This is a genomic window from Burkholderia sp. LK4 (assembly GCF_001043615.1).
GTDB classification, from domain to species: Bacteria; Pseudomonadota; Gammaproteobacteria; order Burkholderiales; family Burkholderiaceae; genus Burkholderia; species Burkholderia cepacia.
Window position 1 is genome coordinate 193,566 of the sequence record NZ_LDUL01000007.1, and the last position, 14,683, is coordinate 208,248.

Below are 14,683 nucleotides of genomic sequence, written 5' to 3' on the forward strand. Positions count from 1 at the left end.
TCAGTTGATCGCGGATGGCCGGCGCCACGCCGGTTCGCGCCTGATGCGAAAACTTCCAAACAGTCGTCATGGGTTCATCGCTCCAATTCAAACTGCGCGGTAGCATCTGCGCTTTCGTCCAATCCTTGGTTGGGCTTGTAATCGATATCCAAGGCCATCTTGTACAAGAACTGGGTCAGGTTCACTTCTGGCGTAACGGCATGGCGATGGCTGACACGATCCGCACGCCCATGACGACCCCGGTAGCTTGGGTGTGTCGCCACACTGGCTTCATGGCCCGACTTCCTCGACTCGATTTGCCCGGTATTCCTCAGCACATCGTGCAGCGGGGTAACAATCGCCTCCCCTGCTTTCTCGATGACGCCGACCCGCAGCGTTATCTGCATCTGCTCCGCGATGCGTTGCTGCACACGGGTTGCCTTCTTCGCGCCTACGTGCTCATGGACAATCACGTTCACCTCTTGCTAACACCACCCGATACCGGCGTGACCGCGCAACTGATGCAGAAGCTTGGGCGTCAGTACGTCGGTCAATTCAATGCTCGGCACCAACGTTCCGGAACCTTGTGGGAAGGTCGATACAAGTCATGCCTGGTCGACAGCGAAAGCTATGTCCTGCGCTGCTACCGCTACATCGACCTCAATCCGGTCCGCGCTCGCATGACCGACGACGCGGCGGCTTACTCCTGGTCCAGCGCCGCCGCACACGTAGGACTTCGCTACGATCCGTTGCTGACGCCGCATCCTGCCGAAGCGGCCTTGGGTCTCACGACAGCCGCGCGCGGCGCGGCGTATCGAGCGCTCCTGCACGAAGCCCTGTCCGATGACGACGTGCTTGCCATCCGCACCTATCTTCAACAGCAGCGGGCTTTGGGCAACGACGCCTTCAAGGCCATGGTCGAGACCAAGACCCAACGTTTTGCCGGCATTCGTCCCTCTCATCGACCATCCCGTCGGAAGTAAACCTGACCCCGTTCTGGAAAATCCATGCGTCGGTAGCCGGGGATATCGACGTTGGTGTCCTGCGGGCTCGAGGCCCGGGACGACAGCTTGCCAGCCGATGACTGATCGTCGTCCTTCATCGCTACTCCTTGCCTACGCCACCGCGAGGCGGAATCCATCTTCGGTAGACATCGATGACGGCAGCCGCCCATCGCGACCGCTGTCACCGGCGGCGGTCACTCCACCAGCCATCCAGCCTCACCCTCGACCAGGGTGCCGCCATGGCTGGTGGTGTCGCCCTGGCGCGCCGCCGGCTGGCCTTCGATTTCCGTGCCGGTCGAGCCGGTTTGAATCACCGCGCCGCAACTGATGCGGTCGCCCACGCGCGCCACCGCTCGGCCGTTGATGGCGGCGGACTCGGCGCCGCTGACGACGGTACCCTCACCGTGGATGGGACAGCTGTGTCGGTGACCGACGAGTACGACAGGTCGCATATCAAGCTCCTTATGAAGTGGACTACTTCTGAATCTCCTCGCGCTTACTAGCGAGCAGGCGAATACCACCGAAGATGCCGATCGCCAAGGCCGGTAGCGAGGCCATGGCGAGCTTCATGGTTACGACGGTGATGGCGAGTCCGACGCAACTCAGCACGATGAGGGTGCCGAGCACCTTAGCCAGCCACGTACCCTGAAATTGGCTCTGCGTGACCGGCACCGTTGGGTGGTTCGACCGCCACGTCGCCATGGCGGGTCCGAGCGCCGCCCGAAAGGCCTTGTAACCGGGTGTCTTGTGGTTCCCGAGCAAGACGAGCGTTGGCTGATCCCGACGCGTGAGCCGGATCAGTCCTTCCAAGGTATAGGCGGTGATACTGTCGAAGGGGACGGTGCCATAGCGCGCGAAGACCAAGGCATCGGGCGTGATGTCCACCACATCTTTAGCAGGCGGATACACCACGTGGGCCAGGATCAATGGGGTGGCGATGCAGACGACTGCCAGCACTGCGATGGCGAGAAGCGACACGTCGGTGAGCGATGGGAATAGCGCGACCATCGGCACAACGAGCAGTGGGGAAAACAGCGCCGCCAGTGGAGCGGCCTGGTGCCATCGGGTGTAGATAATCACGTTAGGTGGTTCATTGGCCCCGTTGGTCGTCGTTTCGAGGCTGGGATTATTCATGCAAGCACACTCCAGAAAATAGTTGATCGGCAGTTGCGAGACCGATGGGGTGTGATGGCGTATTTCCGGTCGTTTATGATCGCGTTGCCTCGTCCCGTACAGCGCGTCGGCCCTCACCCCTTCAGTGCTTCCGCCGGCGACGGTGCGCTTCGCACGTTGAACAGGCGGCATACCACGTACCAGCACAAGGCGGAGAACAGGTTGTAGGGGAACAAGATCAGCCACATCGGCAGCAGCCAATTCTTCTTGCCCTGCCGCTCGCCCGGCTCGCCGGTGCGCCATGGCGCGTAGTGGCGCCAGGCTTCGGACGGTGTCAGGCATATACGGTGCAGCGGCACGTACCACCAGTTGGGTTCGCCGGGCGGCGGAAGCTGATCAGGGCCCTTCTCCATGAACTGGCAGATGTACTCCCACACTTGGGCGATGTAGCTCGGGTCGGGGTCGTTGGGCGCATTGCTATCGACCCACAGGACGGTGCGGTCCCTTTCCTCGTTGGATGCCGGCTTGGGGCCGAAGGCCAATGCGTACGTCGTACTGAAAGAGCGGCCACCAAACTCGGTACGGACGAATACGCCGCCTTCGGTGTTAGCCCAATCGAAGGTAATCAGCGTCTTGTTGCGCTGGTAGTAGACCTTGCATGTTTTGCGGTTGAAGTAGAAGTCGGATAGCCGCTTGATGAAGAAGATGCGGTACCAGGCGAGGACGGCTAGAAATAACGGGAAAATAAAGTCCATCCAGAAGAGCCAGCCACCGATGTTAGCTGATCTCCAGAAAACGGATGTATTAGTGAGAAACAGAATTGATATCCACGAGACGTAAATCTTCCCCATGAACACCGATCCTGCTACCCACGGATTGCGTAGACATAAGACATCCCGACCAGTGCTCACTACCTGATCACGAATAGCCGGTGACATGCCCGTTCGTGTCTGACGCGAAAACTGCCAGTCAATTGACATCGGTTCAGCGCTCCAGTTCAAATTGCGCGGTAGCATCCGCGCTTTCGTCCAATCCCTGGTTCAAGAACTGGGTCAGGTTCACTTCTGGCGTAACGGCATGGCGATGGCTGACACGATCCGCACGCCCATGACGACCCCGGTAGCTTGGGTGTGTCGCCACACTGGCTTCATGGCCCGACGTCCTCGACTCGATTTGCCCGGCATTCCTCAGCACATCGTGCAGCGAGGCAACAATCGTCTCCCCTGCTTTCTCGATGACGCCGACCGGCAGCGTTATATGCATCTGCTCAGCGACGCGTTGCTGCACACGGGTTGCCTTCTTCATGCCTACGTGCTCATGGACAATCACGTTCACCTCTTGATGACACCACCCGATACCGGCGCGACCGCGCGACTGATGCAGAAGCTTGGGCGTCAGTACGTCGGTCAATTCAATGCTCGGCACCAACGTTCTGGAACGTTGTGGGAAGGCCGATACAAGTCCTGCCTGGTCGACAGCGAAAGCTATGTCCTGCGCTGCTACCGGTACATCGACCTCAATCCGGTCCGCGCTCGCATGACCGACGACGCGGCGGCTTACTCCTGGTCCAGCGCCGCCGCACACGTAGGACTTCGCTACGATCCGTTGCTGACGCCGCATCCTGCCGAAGCGGCCTTGGGTCTCACGACAGCCGCGCGCGGCGCGGCGTATCGCGCGCTCCTGCACGAAGCCCTGTCCGATGACGACGTGCTTGCCATCCGTGCCTATCTTCAACAGCAGCGGGCTTTGGGCAACGACGCCTTCAAGGCCATGGTCGAGGCCAAGACCCAACGTTTTGCTGGAATTCGTCCGTCTCATCGACCACCTCGTCGGAAGCAAGCCTGACCCCGTTCTGGGCGAGGGGGATTGAGCAATGCTTGTTTCAAGGCGCCGTTCTCGACTCGTGGTCCATGTCCGCAGGCCACTTCACTTTCGGCGCCAGGCGCAGCGCGAGGTTGTACTCGGGCACGTCGTTGAGGTCGCGCGACGATTCGATGGGCGGCAGAGCCGAGGGACCCTGCTGCATGTAAGTGCAGATATAGGCCCAGGCGAACTCGTTGGGGCCCATGGTGCTCAGGGGGAAACGGTCGATGACCTTGTTGGTGCCGGGTTCGACGATGGACAGCACCACGCCCCACTTGATGATGACTGCGCCTTGCGCGGTGGCGCCACGCTTTTTCCAACCTTCGGCACGAACTTGCGACCAGTCGTAGGCGACCGGGACGACTCGCCAGCGCTCGAAGGGGTTCCACCAGCGGTACGTGAAGTTGTAGGCGTAGATGCGTTGGCGCGCCCGGTTAAAGCGGATGGGTTCACTACGCGGAGGGGATACATCGCACCGCCATGCGATCGCAACCATCCATACGCTAATCGCAATAGCTAGCGATGCAAGTAACATCAACGGGTATTCACCCACTTCCCAAGCTTCCACTACGAGTGTTCGTGACCAGATCAACCAGATGATCGAGGGCCAGCTAACCAGCAAAAGAATTCCGCGGATGGCGAATGCGTTCCTTGGTATTTCTAAATAGACATCATCTTGATGACTGGGTGCCTGATGCCCCATGGTCGCTTGCACGTTAGGTGGCGCGTAAGGGCCAGGCAGATCCAGTTGCCAGCCAGAGCAAGGAGGATGAAGTTGCGGGGTCGTCAACGGGAACCTCCCTTCTTCGAACGATCCATTTTGTCTTCCTTGGCTATCAGCCGAGCATAGCCGTCCTCATCGCTCTTGTCTGGCCAGTACGAGACGTTCAACTCTGCGGCATGAATGCTGTGGTTATCCTCCAGCTCAATCGCGCCACGGATCGTTAATGTATGTGTCGCGCCATCCCGTTCAATGGTGGGCATCGTTGTATTTGGGTTGTAGTCGACCTTCATCCGTGAGGGCGGTTGCTCCGTCATTTTCTGGCTGCTATCACTGCGCCCCGCCGCTATTTTCTGGCCGGCACTGTCTCCGGGACGATAAACGGTTAATGACCATTCGTACCGAGAGGCAGTGGGGTCATGGTTTGGTAAATCGATTCGGTAGTCTAAATAGAAGCCGGCGGGTACCGACATGCCATCACTGATCAAGACGCCGGCAGGGCCTACCGTTCTTCCACCGCCTGTTGTGTGGAATCGAATGGTGATTGATAGCTCTGCGGTCATCCCCAGCACGGCCGCATTTAGCGCGCCGATGGCCGTATCCAAATCCTCAGCGTGATGCCATTGGCGATGTGTTTCCGGTTTTCCCCATAGGCTATGACGCGCCCAAAGTTCCAGTGCCGACGACTCTTGCTTTTTGGCCCACATGGCGATGGCGTAGGCGGATAAGCCCAATATAAGGGCGATTCCCACGGGACCCAGTAAAAAGCTCCCTGCTGCCATGGAGCCCGCTACACCTGGGATCACCGACGCCAGTGCGAATCCACTTGCTACTTGGTAAGCAATTTTTGACGAATCGTCCCCTTGCAAACTCACTCTGCGAGCAGCAAAGAAATACTGGCCGCTATCCATAACCCCCGTAACCGCTGCGATGGCTCCGCCATACTGCGCAATCCGAGTGCCCCACATCACGGTCTTGACCTCTCCGGCTACCTTGATGGTCGTGGTCAGTTGTGGCCGTAGTATCTGGGTACTCACGCCGACGACTTCGACGCCCACGCCCATCACTCCAATGGAAGATGACCACACCGCGGCCAGCGCCTCGGGGTTGCCACTACCCGGTGTCTTGACGAAGGCGTCGTAGCTTTTGCGCAGGCTGTCCTGCTGGAACCAGAGACTGCCTAAGCTCAGCAGCAGGTCAGCGCCACCGGAGCCCAGGGAGGTGGCGGCATTGCGCATCCGCTGCATGGCGCCCTTGGCCAGCGCGCGGGCGCTGTCCGCGCCGATGGACAGGCTGCGCTTCATTTGGGCGGCGCCGTGCTGCAGTGTCGCCGCACCAATGCTGACGGCGCGTACGGCCCCAGCGACACCCACGCCGGCATTCACACGCAGCTTTTCCAGCCGGGCTTGCAGCGATTCGGCGCTTTCCAGCGACCAGAGCATGACGTCGACCATCTTGCCATGGTTGCCGGATACCGCGATGGCCATGGTACCGCTCAGCACCATGGCGCGGATCTTTCGCTCCGCTGGCTTGCGGAATTTCTGGTCGAGCTGGACGATGAACTGGTCGGTTCGCTCCTGTAGTGCCTCGTTGAGCATGGTGAGGTACTCGCCGATTTTCAGGGAGACTACCACCTGGGTCACGTGCTGGCCGGCATAGCGCAGGAAGGCCGCGCTGTGGATATGGCCAACCAGTGCCTGCGTTTGCGCTGACAACTGCTTTGTGAGGGTGTTGCTGGCGTTGGCGGCGGCGGCAAGCAGCTGGCCGATCGCCTGCTGCACCGGCGCCACCATGAGTTTTTTGCCCTCCTCGGTGCCGATGACGGTCTTGATGGTGCCGTAGACCTTGCCTAGGTCATCGCCTGCGAGTGCGGTCTGCAACTGGTCGAGCAGTGTCTGGTCCATGGCCAGCAGGGCCTGGTAGAACAGGCTTTTGCGATCCTCCAACTGTGCCTTCCAGAGCCGCTGCGTTGGGCCTAATGGCGCGCTTTCTTTCTTGTTTTCCTTCTGGCCTTTTTTCTTGCTTTCCTTCTCGATCACTTCGGTGGGCCCGCCATGCAGGCAAAGGCTCATCATGCGGATGAAGTCTTCCACGGAGCCCAAGGAGGTGACGTTGTAGTCGTGCCGCGCGGCGAGCTGGAACGGTGCGGCCTGGTACTCGCGGGCGTATTGCTCACCTACCTGGTCGATAGCTTGCTGCCAGGTATCCAGCTCGGCCAGATAAGCCTTTTCGAACTTCGCTCGTGCGCCCTCGTCGTAGCGTTCTTCGAGCCGCTTACGGGCTTCGGCTTTCTTGGACTTGGTCCTGCGCTCCGTTTCCGCCTTGATATCGACCGGTGGTAGCGCCGCTTTTGCCGCGATCGGACTGTTGTTCCACTTGCGGCGGTATTCGTCCTCGGCCTTGGCCTCTTCGGCGGCCTCGGCCGCCGCCCAGGCATCGCGCAGTTCTTTGATACCGAGCAGCGCCTGCGACGTGAAAAGTTCAAACCGCCGCTGCGGTTGGGCGCGCCATTCCTGCATGACCCTGACCCAATTCACGCGTTGGGCATTGCACTCCTGCACCAGACCGATCGGGTCGGGCAGCACCAGAGCGAGCACGCCCTTCTGCAATTTTTCGCGCTGAACCAGGGTGCGAATATGGCTATTCAGCGCGCCCATCCGGTGATTGCGGGTGTAGAAGCCATGGACGCTATTGAAGTCGCCCGAATTGACCTCGGCGTACTCCAGCACATGATGGATATTGAGATTGCCTTCGGTCATCGCGATGCCGACGCTGGCGGGGTTGTCGCGCGCCGCCTTCAGATCCAGCTTGTAGAACCGGCTCTCCAAGGCTGTGCCGTCGTCCGCCGTTCCGCGCCGGTACTGGTCCAGCACCTTCTTGGGCCACGGATCGTTAGCGATGGCGATCCATGCGGTCTTGTACTTGCTGGTGTCGATGTTGATGAAAGACGCGGGCGCGTCGTGGTCCTGGTCGATGCAGGACTTGCTCAGCGAGCTCGGCTTTTCGCGCGGCGGCTGGTAGGCGCGGAACTGACGCAATGCGCCCTCTGGCGTCACCTGGTAGGCCTGCCATACCTTCTTGTCCAGCAGCACGTAGAGGTAGCCCTGCCGAAGCGTGCGCGGCTGGTCCAGGCGCATGGGAATGGACTTCACCTCGCTATCTGCCGATGACTTTCGTTCGCGGGTTGAGCCCGGTGCGGGCGCATACGCGGCTCGCAAGGGCAAAATGGGCAGGCCGGTACGCTGGCAAGCGTTGCAGGATCCCGTGGGATTGGGTGCGGCCTGTTTGATGGCGCTGCCGAGGGATGTGCTGGTGCTCATGAATAGTTCTCTGCGCGTGGCAAGGATGCGGCGATGCGCATCCAGGTGGCGTCGTCGTAAGTTTCAAAGCGGTCTTGCAGCGCCCCATGGCCGGCGGCCGCTTCTGCTATGCCCCGTTGGATGTCGGGGTGTTGAGGCAGGTGCGGATGGATGAAGACCCGATGCAGACAGAGGGCGAGGATGTCGTGGCTGTTGCGTAGCCCGCGTTGCGTGGCGTCGCGAACCAGTCGGAAGGCGTGGGTGCCTGCCTGCGGCGGCAGGAGCGTGCTGCCTTTCCAGCGCCAGGGGGCATACGCCAGTGGTCGTTCCTGGGCATGCCGCCACACTCCCAGGAAGTCGCTGACCAGCGGTGCGGCGTGCTGGGTGTCCCTGACCAGATTGGGAAGCCCGGTATCCGGAAGCCCGTAGGTACTGCGAAGCAGGGCTAAGCTGCCCCAGCTTGTCGGACACAACCAGGCACGGATAGGCATGAGCAGTCCACCGATGTGATGGCCCAGCGCCGCGGCCAACAGTTCCAGTCGAATGGGTTCGTACCACGGCGATACCGTCCGGCCCCGGCCGGGAGCTGTGGTGTGGCATTGCACGGCCAGGTGATGGGCGACCGCCTCCAAAGGTTGGGGGCTGAGCAACCAACCGCAGACGTAGCGCTTGTTGTACGTCACGTCGTCCATGGCGTAGCGAGCACTGAGCGTAAGGAGCCGTGTCGATGGCGCTTCACCCGGCGCCGCCAATTGGACTAGCGCGGGGCATGCTTCGGGCGTGTGGGCCAGGTCGGGGCGCAGAACGCGCGCTACGGCGGCCTCACCGAGTGTGTGGGTCAGTGAAGCGATGCTGAGCGGGTGCTCCTGAGCGCAATCGGCCAACGCGTCGAGCAGCACGTAGACGTAATCGCTAGACGTGGACTGTTGCTGAACGAAGGCAATGACGTGGTCTGTGGTCATCGATTTCGCTCCACGCAATCGGCTTCGAGTCCCTTCAAAACTTGGCTACCCAGGGACAAGTTGTTTCCTCCCCCGCCACCCTGTTGTGTCATCGGCCCTTTCGTACGAATCGCCACGCCTTCCAACGTGATCCCGCCGCTATCGATGCGCACGGTGCCACCGGGGCCCTTGACTTCCAGGACCTCGGCAGCATGGATTTCATAGACCTTTGTGCGATGTCGAATGGCCTGCCCCGCCTCCAGCTCGGCATGCCCCTGCACGCGCTGCTCCAGATGACCGCCGATGTCTGCCGTGTGATTGGCGGCGGTCTTGTCGCGACGGTGGTTGCCGACTTCCTCGGTGCGGTCCTTGGCCGTGTGGATCGTGTGGTTGCGCCCAATGCTTAGGAAGTCGTCCTGCCCGATGTCGTGGCGTCGATCCTGACCGATGGTGACCTGCTCGTCGTGACCGACGGTTTCTTTGCGGTCGTTGCCGATGGCGATGGTTTCGTCGTGTTCCACCTGCTCGCTGCGGTCGTTGCCGACGAAGGTGGTTTCGTCGTGGTTGACGTGGATGTTCTGATCTTTCTGCGCGTGGACGTATATTTCTTCCTGACCCGCCTCGTCCTCGAAGCGCAGTTCGTTGTAGCCCTCGCCCTTGTGCGTCTGGCTCTTGATCGTCATCCGCGTCTTGTGCCGCGGCAGCTCGTACGGCGGCAACTGCAGGCGGTTGTACGCCCGCCCGATGATGAGAGGCTGGTCCGGATCGCCATCCAGGTTGACCACGATCACTTCCTGCCCGATACGCGGGATCGCCATGTGGCCCCACGTCGCGCCGGCCCAGTTCTGCGCGACCTGAATCCAGCACGAGCTGTGCTCGTCGTGCTTGCCTTCGCGATCCCACGGGAACTGCACCTTTACCCGGCCGTACGCGTCGGTGTAGATCTCTTCGCCTTCGGGGCCGACCACCGTCGCCGGCTGCGGGCCGTCGATGCGCGGGCGCGGCAGCGGCTCGGCGCGCCATTCCGCGTCGTCGGGTACCAGCACCGCCTCATAGCGGTAGTGCGTGCCCTGCTGCGCGTCGGCGCCCTCCTCGGCCTGGCTGGTGTATTGCTTGCCGTGATGGACGATGCTGACCGGGCGCCAGCCGCGGTTCATATCCTCACGCGGGTGGCCGGTGAGGTCAAAGGCAATGCCCAGCTGCAGGCGCGCATCGTCGCCGCTCACGCTGGCCATGCGCGCATCGCGACGGTGGCCGCGCAGGCGGTCTTGCGTGAAGGCCTTGCCGCTGGCTTCGTGCTTGTAGCGGCCCGGGTAGTCGTAGCGCGCGTAGCCTCGACCCTGGTGATCGAGGTCGGTGCCCTCGCGTGGGTATTCGTGCGGGTAGCGTGGGCTCTTGAACGTGTAGTCGCGCTGCACCTGCCGCGCGGTGCGTACGTTCTCCGTATAGGCGAACGTGCGTAGGCTGGGCTGCGGTTGATCGCCGCCGGGCGTGGGGTTATACAGCACCGGTTCGCCCTGCTGTCGACCGTAGATAAACAGGCGGTCGCAGTGGATCAGGCGGTGGCCATCAGCCTTGTGCTGGAAGGCGTAGAAGAAGCCTTCCTCGCGCAGGATGCGCTCGATGAAGTCGTAGTCGGTATCGCCCGCCTGCACACAGTATTCGCGCGCCAGATGCTCGTTAGTGACACGCTGCTCATAGTCCAGCGTTTGGTTGTGTGCCTTGAGCACGGCCGTCGCGATCTCGGGCACGCTCAAAGTCTGGAAGATGCGCCAGTCTGACGAGAGCTTCAGTCGTGCCAAACGCGGCTCGACCACGGCGGAATAGCGAGTGCGTCGAAAGCCCGTGTCACGCTGCACGAACGATGAGATGGCGCCATGCACGTAGCGCACGGGCAAGCCGCCCTGCCAGATCGTGAGCAGGCCGTTGTGATCGAGCACTTGGCCGAAGTCGATGGCACGATTCGCGCTGGCCAATTCCACCTGCAACAGGAAGGTCTCGGACAGGCCCTCGTGCAGGGTGAACTCGACGACCTCGAATGATTCGTCGCCGGCGGTGAAGGTAAAGCGCAGGTCAGGTCGATCAACCATTAGCATTCCTTACCAGCCCGTTACCGGACTGGTGGTCTATATGCTGAGTTAAAGAACGAAGTCAGATCACGTCCTGCTCGGTCACCATGTCAGAAGTGAACCTGACACCGTTCCTCGACCGCGTCGGAAGGAAACCAGACCCCGCTCTTTGATGTACTTAAATAGCCTTGATTAGCCGCCACCTAACCGCACGACCGTCGATCTCCGGCATGGGAATGCCATATGCGATGGTTTGCGGCCCCAGGTGCTCAGCATCCACGCATTGCCATACACCCGGCCAAGGGCAGGGCGTACCGGAAGCAATGCGCAGAAATCGGCGTGAATCGCCTTTGGCGACAGAGGGATCGACCGTGGGTTCCATGGGAGGTGGCAGTGGCAGATCGAAGCGGCGCAACCACAGGTTGCTGGTGCGCTGGTTGAAGCGCACTTCGCCTCCCACCGAGCCGTAGTGCAGCGAACCGATGTCATCCACGCGTAACAGCTTGATCGCTTCGTTAACCTTGACATACAGCTCAGGCTGCGGGTCGACCTCCGCCTTTCCTAACTGCGGCCAGTCGCCCGCGCGGATCATGCTGCCCCAGTCGTAGGGAATGGTGGCGATGCGGTCGTCGTCAAACTTGGCTTTCAGCTCATTTGGTGTGCCGAGTTTAGCGAGCCAGTGGTGGGCGAGGTAGGTGTACCAGTTGAGAGAACGGTAGCCACTTCGCCAGCGCTCACTTCCTAAAGGGCCACAGACATCCAAGCCACGATAGGCCCATGCCGATTCGTATTCCGTATGCTGGAAATCCTCCCATTCATGGCATTCTTGAATGGCTAGGCCAGCAGCTCCATGCAATGGGCGCAGTAATTGACAGAACTCCGCCAATAGCTGCTCAAAGCGCTCTTTTCCTCCGCGAGATAGCTCCTTAATGGGAAGATAGAACCTCACGACAGTCATTGGCTTATGAACTTGTTCGAACCAACCGGCCGGTGAATAAACGCCGAACATATAGTCGCTGACGTGACCGAAACTCGGCCGAGACATCCATGAAAATTCGATTGCGTTCATCGCACTTTCTTCGGTGATGTGCGCGTAGCAAGCGGTGAAGGTGTCACGCCTATAGGGCTGAATAGTCATATCCATATCGCCACGGTAGCCACCTTGGAGCTTGTCGCCAAAATGCTTGTCGTAGAGGGCAAACGCTTCGGCAATATGCTTGCGGCGCATCGGCAGGTAAGCGTCCACCAGATAGAACACCGCCACTAGCCCCACCTGCTGGACGGGTTGCTTGGTATCCTCTTCATCCATGAAGGTGAAGTTCCAGCGCTCGGCCTCGAACGCCGCGAAGAAGTCCTTTTCGTTCATGGTGTGCTCCTGGGGGCATCCGGCCAAAACAGATAGTGCCGTTCTTCGTCAGGCTTGAATTCCTGCTGTTTAAGCCACGCCATGTAGGCGTTCCATCGGCGCTCCTGCTCGGCCGATAACGTGGAGGTGGCGGTAGGGACATCCACGGGTTGGGCCGCCAGTTTGTCGGCGGCGCCGGCAGCTGCACCAGCCGAGCCAGCGGTGCGGGCTACTCGCAGATAGCGCTCGAACTGGATCACCTTGGCGCCCGCCTGCGCCGTGACTGTAGTTTCCCCCGCCACGCCACCCACCGCAGCCGAGGGGGCGGCCACGATGGCGAGCATGGCGGTACCTGCTGCCACAAACGGTGCGGCCAGTGCAGTTTCGATCTGCGCCACGGCCTGACGTCGGCGCGCGTCGACCTCCGCAGAATCGGGCAAAGCGCTCATCATGGGCGTGCCGGGCGCTGGCGGTTTCACTTCCAATTGGCGCCGTGCCAAATCGTGTTCAGCATCGATCTGCCCCACTAGCAGGGCGTCGGAATCGGCGGAGGCCCGTAGTCGCAGCGTTACCGACCCGCTTACAGGTTTATAGACCGGCTCTTTTTGTGCGGCACGCATCCAATCGCGGCGCAAGCGTTTATCGGCGATTTCGCAACGCGATGTATGGAGCAGCCGGAATTTGTCGGGGTCTCCCGCTATGAAGCGATATGCTTCCTGTTGCTCGTATCTCAGTGTATCCCCCGGAAACTTCATCTCAATCACACATGCCAGATTCGGCTGGCTGTACTGCGCCTCGCTAGGGTTACTCCACGTATGTAGTCGCACAACATCGGGAATACGCAGCAGTCCGCGTACTCCGCCCTGTACGTCAGTCCAGATACCGCGCGTTTCCGCGTCAGGCGGTAGTGGCAAGGCCAGCAGGAGTTCCAGTTCGTCCTTGCCCAGCAGATCGCGTTCCACTTCCACGCTGCTATAGCCGGGCAACGCTTTACTGGTGATCTGCTTGTAGTACGACAACGGAAATTCGCTGGGCCGCCATTTCTGGTCGGGCTTGCCACTCATGATGGGTGTGGGCGGACGGTTGTGCATGTCGTAGCCCACTTCGCTGCAGTACGGCCAGTGGTATTCGAATGCGGCATTGTCCAAACGGACGAGTTTGGTCACCTTGCGTTGATACATGGGGCGCCCATCGCGCGCACGTCGATAAGGATTGCGCTTCGCATAGACGGCCTTTTCGCAGAGGTACCAAAGGTCGAACGGATGGACCACGGGCAGTGCAGTGCCTTCGGCTTTGGTCTTGGTGGTGGTTTTGGCGCCGCCAGCGGGGGTGCGCGAAGCCGTGCGCGGTTAGTTGCCTGCCATGGCTTAGAGACGGTTTCAAAAAGACGCGTAGCTACTGTTAGCTTTTCTCTTGACCTGTTAACCTGAGCCGTCGTGACAACGGGATCAGGAAGATGGGCAAGCCGATCATTGACGACGAGTTGTGGAAACTCATCGAGCCACTTCTACCGCCTGCCAAGCCCCGTCGGTTCAAGTACCCGGGCCGCAAGCCCGTGCCGAATCGCGCAGCGCTGACGGGCATTCTGTTCGTGCTGAAGACCGGCATTCGCTGGCGCGATCTTCCTGCGGAAATGGGATGTGGCTCGGGCGTGAGTTGCTGGTGACGGCTGCGGGACTGGCAAGAGGCTGGCGTGTGGGATGCATTGCACGCGTTGCTGCTGACCAAACTACGCGCGGCAAACCAGATCGACTTCTCACGTGTGGTCGTCGACTCCTCGTCGATTCGAGCGGTTGGGGCGGGCGAAAAACTGGCCCGAACCCCACCGATCGAGCGCGACCCGGTTCCAAACACCACCTCGCCACCGACGCCAACGGCACGCCGATCGCGGCAATCTTGACCGGAGCCAACCGCAATGACGTCACGCAACTGATCCCCCTGATCGAGGCGATCGCACCGATCAAAGGCGTTCGCGGTCGGCCACTGAGCCGGCCCAAACGCGTCTATGCGGATCGAGGCTACGATCACGACAAGTACCGGCGCATCCTGCACGAGCGAGGCATTCCCACCAGCATTGCCCGACGCGGACAACCACACGGCAGCGGGCTTGGGAAGGTTCGATGGGTCGTTGAGCGCACGCATGCCTGGATGCACCACTTTCGACGTCTCCGTATCCGATTCGAACGGCGTGCCGACATTCATGAAGCGTTCCTCAAACTCGGTTGCTCCATGATCTGCTTTCAACAGCAGCGTGCTTTGGGAAACGACGCGTTCAAGGCCATGGTCGAGGCCAAGACCCAACGTTTTGCCGGCATTCGTCCCGCTCATCGACCACCTCGTCGGAAGTAA

General features: G+C 60.7%; 12 protein-coding genes and 1 pseudogene. 3 read left to right on the top strand and 10 right to left on the bottom strand.

Going from position 1 to position 14,683, the window contains the following annotated elements; translation table 11 throughout:
- Positions 1-272 precede the first annotated feature (272 nt).
- A complete protein-coding gene (locus VK92_RS03485; RefSeq protein WP_048022915.1) occupies positions 273-962 on the top strand; it encodes a transposase in 690 nt (229 codons plus the stop codon).
- Between the two features lie 215 nt (positions 963-1,177).
- Here VK92_RS03485 and VK92_RS03490 read toward each other — a convergent pair whose 3' ends face one another.
- From VK92_RS03490 to VK92_RS42760, 4 genes are all read right to left on the bottom strand, one after another.
- Positions 1,178-1,435 carry a PAAR domain-containing protein gene (locus VK92_RS03490; RefSeq protein ID WP_048022843.1) on the bottom strand — a complete coding sequence of 86 codons (258 nt, stop codon included), beginning with the start codon at positions 1,433-1,435 and terminating at the stop codon, positions 1,178-1,180.
- Between the two features lie 22 nt (positions 1,436-1,457).
- Entirely contained in the window at positions 1,458-2,117 is a 660-nt protein-coding gene (locus VK92_RS03495; RefSeq protein ID WP_048468164.1) for a hypothetical protein, read from the bottom strand.
- Between the two features lie 113 nt (positions 2,118-2,230).
- Positions 2,231-2,947: a DUF6708 domain-containing protein gene (locus VK92_RS03500; protein WP_231600561.1), complete on the bottom strand. Its 717-nt coding sequence runs from the start codon at positions 2,945-2,947 to the stop codon at positions 2,231-2,233.
- A 133-nt stretch (positions 2,948-3,080) separates the two neighbouring features.
- Positions 3,081-3,401 carry a hypothetical protein gene (locus VK92_RS42760; protein WP_231600567.1) on the bottom strand — a complete coding sequence of 107 codons (321 nt, stop codon included), beginning with the start codon at positions 3,399-3,401 and terminating at the stop codon, positions 3,081-3,083.
- Here VK92_RS42760 and VK92_RS03505 point away from each other — a divergent pair.
- Positions 3,294-3,941 (top strand): transposase, encoded by a 648-nt coding sequence (locus VK92_RS03505; RefSeq protein WP_231600565.1) that lies wholly within the window; start codon positions 3,294-3,296, stop codon positions 3,939-3,941. The two genes, VK92_RS42760 and VK92_RS03505, sit on opposite strands and share 108 nt — an antisense overlap.
- A 37-nt stretch (positions 3,942-3,978) precedes the next feature.
- Here the strand turns inward: VK92_RS03505 and VK92_RS03510 are convergent, their stop codons facing one another.
- The 6 genes from VK92_RS03510 to VK92_RS38890 form a co-directional block, all read right to left on the bottom strand.
- Positions 3,979-4,527 carry a DUF6708 domain-containing protein gene (locus VK92_RS03510; RefSeq protein ID WP_231600563.1) on the bottom strand — a complete coding sequence of 183 codons (549 nt, stop codon included), beginning with the start codon at positions 4,525-4,527 and terminating at the stop codon, positions 3,979-3,981.
- Positions 4,528-4,745: 218 nt separating this feature from the next.
- The gene (locus tag VK92_RS03515; protein ID WP_048022848.1) at positions 4,746-8,000 is read right to left on the bottom strand and encodes a T6SS effector BTH_I2691 family protein; all 3,255 of its coding nucleotides are present in this window, start codon (positions 7,998-8,000) and stop codon (positions 4,746-4,748) included.
- Positions 7,997-8,941, bottom strand: a complete 945-nt coding sequence (locus VK92_RS03520) for a DUF4123 domain-containing protein (RefSeq protein WP_048022850.1) — start codon at positions 8,939-8,941, stop codon at positions 7,997-7,999. Before VK92_RS03520 ends, VK92_RS03515 begins: the two co-directional genes overlap by 4 nt.
- Positions 8,938-11,010, bottom strand: a complete 2,073-nt coding sequence (locus VK92_RS03525) for a type VI secretion system Vgr family protein (protein WP_048022851.1) — start codon at positions 11,008-11,010, stop codon at positions 8,938-8,940. Before VK92_RS03525 ends, VK92_RS03520 begins: the two co-directional genes overlap by 4 nt.
- A gap of 157 nt (positions 11,011-11,167) precedes the next feature.
- Positions 11,168-12,355, bottom strand: a complete 1,188-nt coding sequence (locus VK92_RS03530) for a type VI immunity family protein (RefSeq protein WP_131723289.1) — start codon at positions 12,353-12,355, stop codon at positions 11,168-11,170.
- Positions 12,352-13,515: a hypothetical protein gene (locus tag VK92_RS38890; RefSeq protein WP_053076272.1), complete on the bottom strand. Its 1,164-nt coding sequence runs from the start codon at positions 13,513-13,515 to the stop codon at positions 12,352-12,354. The genes VK92_RS03530 and VK92_RS38890 overlap by 4 nt, the downstream gene beginning before the upstream one ends.
- Before the next feature lie 275 nt (positions 13,516-13,790).
- On the opposite strand from VK92_RS38890, the pseudogene VK92_RS39385 reads away from it, so the two are divergent.
- Positions 13,791-14,575 (top strand): annotated as a pseudogene (locus VK92_RS39385) (IS5 family transposase); the annotation flags it as partial.
- Positions 14,576-14,683: the final 108 nt, after the last annotated feature.